Here is a 2478-nt window from a genome sequence, read left to right on the forward strand (position 1 = left end):
CGCTCCGCACCCGAGGCGCAACCCTCCACACAGGCACCGAACGCTCCGCACCCGGGGCGCAAGCCTCCGCGCGAGCACCGAACGCTCCGCACCCGCGACGCAACGCTCCGCACTCGCGAGGGCGGGTTCAGGCGACGAGTGAGCGGAGCACGTACTGCAGGATCCCGCCGTTGCGGTAGTAGTCCGCCTCGCCGGGGGTGTCGATGCGCACGACCGCGTCGAACGCGACGACCGATCCGTCCGCCCGCGTCGCCGTGACCGCGACGGTGCGGGGGGTGTCGCCGTCGTTGAGCGCCGTGACCCCGGAGATGTCGAAGGCCTCGGTGCCGTCCAGGGCCAGGGAGTCGGCCGACTCCCCCGCCGGGAACTGCAGCGGCAGCACGCCCATCCCGATGAGGTTGGAGCGGTGGATCCGCTCGAAGCTCTCGGTGATGACGGCGCGGACGCCCAGGAGGCTGGTGCCCTTGGCCGCCCAGTCGCGCGAGGAGCCAGAGCCGTACTCGGTGCCGCCGAGGATGACCAGCGGCACGCCGGCCGCTGCGTACGCCTGGGCCGCGTCGTAGATCGTCGTCTGCTCGCCCGTGAGGTGGTTGACGGTCATCCCGCCCTCGACCCCCGGCACCAGCTGGTTGCGCAGCCGGATGTTGGCGAACGTGCCACGGATCATGACCTCGTGGTTGCCGCGGCGCGAGCCGTAGGAGTTGAAGTCCTTGCGGTCCACGCCGTGCTCGGCGAGGTAGCGACCAGCGGGGCTGTCGGCCTTGATCGACCCGGCAGGGCTGATGTGGTCCGTGGTCACCGACGCCCCGAGCTTGGCGAGCACCCGGGCGCCGTGGATGTCCGTCACCGGGGCAGGGGTGGCAGGCATGCCGTCGAAGTACGGGGGCTTGCGGACGTAGGTCGAGCTCGGGTCCCACGCGAACGTGTCGCCGACGGGCGTGCGCAGGCCCCGCCAGCGCTCGTCCCCGGCGAACACGTCGACGTACCCCGCCGTGAACATCTCCCGGTCGATCGCCGCGTCCATCGTTGCCTGCACCTCGGCCGCAGACGGCCAGATGTCGGCCAGCAGCACGGGCGCGCCGGTAGCGTCGTGCCCCAGCGGCTCGCGCTCGAAGTCGAAGTCCATCGTCCCGGCCAGCGCGTAGGCGATGACCAGCGGCGGCGAGGCGAGGTAGTTCATCTTCACGTCGGGGTTGATCCGGCCCTCGAAGTTGCGGTTGCCGGACAGCACCGAGACGACGGACAGGTCGTGCTCGTTGACGGCGGCCGAGTCCTCGTCCGGCAGCGGGCCCGAGTTGCCGATGCACGTGGCGCAGCCGTACCCGACCAGGTGGAAGCCCAGCGCCTCGAGCGCGGGCCACAGCCCGGCCTTCTCGTAGTAGTCCGTGACCACCTTGGACCCCGGCGCCATCGACGTCTTGACCCACGGGCGGGCCGTCAGGCCTCGCTCGACGGCCTTGCGGGCCAGGAGCCCCGCGGCGAGCATGACCGACGGGTTGGACGTGTTGGTGCACGACGTGATCGAGGCGATGACGACGGCGCCGTGGTCGAGCTCTGTCGCCGTGCCGTTCGCCAGCGTCACGGGGACGCGGCGGTGCGGCCGCCCCACCGGGACGGCGTCGCCCAGGTGCGCCGGGGCGTCGGCGTCGTCGGCGTGCTCGCCGGCCGCGGCAGGGTCGGACGCGGGGAAGCTGCTCTCGACCGTGACGTCCAGGCCCGCGAGGCCGGCCCCGGTGTGCTCCACGTAGTCGAGGATCGACGTCGCGAAGGACTCCTTCGCCGAGGTCAGCTCGATCCGGTCCTGCGGGCGCTTGGGCCCGGCGATGGACGGCACGACGGTGGACAGGTCGAGCTCGAGGTACTCCGAGAAGACGGGCTCGAGGTAGTCGGCGGACGACGGGTCGTGCCACAGGCCCTGCTCGCGGGCGTAGGCCTCGACGAGGGCCACCAGCGCGTCGCTGCGGCCCGTGAGCCGCAGGTAGTCGAGCGTCACGTCGTCGACGGGGAAGATCGCGCACGTCGAGCCGAACTCGGGGCTCATGTTGCCGATCGTCGCGCGGTTGGCCAGCGGCACCTGCGCGACGCCCTCGCCGTAGAACTCCACGAACTTGCCGACCACGCCGTGGGCCCGCAGCTGCTGGGTGATGGTCAGCACGACGTCGGTCGCGGTGACGGCGGACGGGATGGCGCCGGTGAGGCGGAAGCCGACCACGCGCGGGATGAGCATGGAGACGGGCTGGCCGAGCATCGCGGCCTCGGCCTCGATGCCGCCGACGCCCCAGCCGAGCACGCCGAGGCCGTTGACCATCGTGGTGTGCGAGTCCGTGCCGACGCACGTGTCCGGGTAGGCCTGCAGCGCGCCGTCGACCGTGCGGGTCATCACGACGCGGGCGAGGTGCTCGATGTTGACCTGGTGCACGATCCCGGTGCCCGGCGGGACGACCTTGAAGTCGTCGAACGCCGTCTGGCCCCAGCGCA

The 2478-nt window shown here is 72.0% G+C and carries 1 protein-coding gene; it reads right to left on the bottom strand.

Going from position 1 to position 2478, the window contains the following annotated elements; genetic code table 11:
* Positions 1–127: 127 nt before the first annotated feature.
* On the bottom strand, positions 128–2478 hold a 2351-nt coding region (locus PKY62_RS13010; protein ID WP_324537635.1), incomplete at its 5' end, for an aconitate hydratase.

It is taken from the genome of Actinotalea sp. (assembly GCF_035443605.1).
Lineage (GTDB): Bacteria > Actinomycetota > Actinomycetes > Actinomycetales > Cellulomonadaceae > Actinotalea.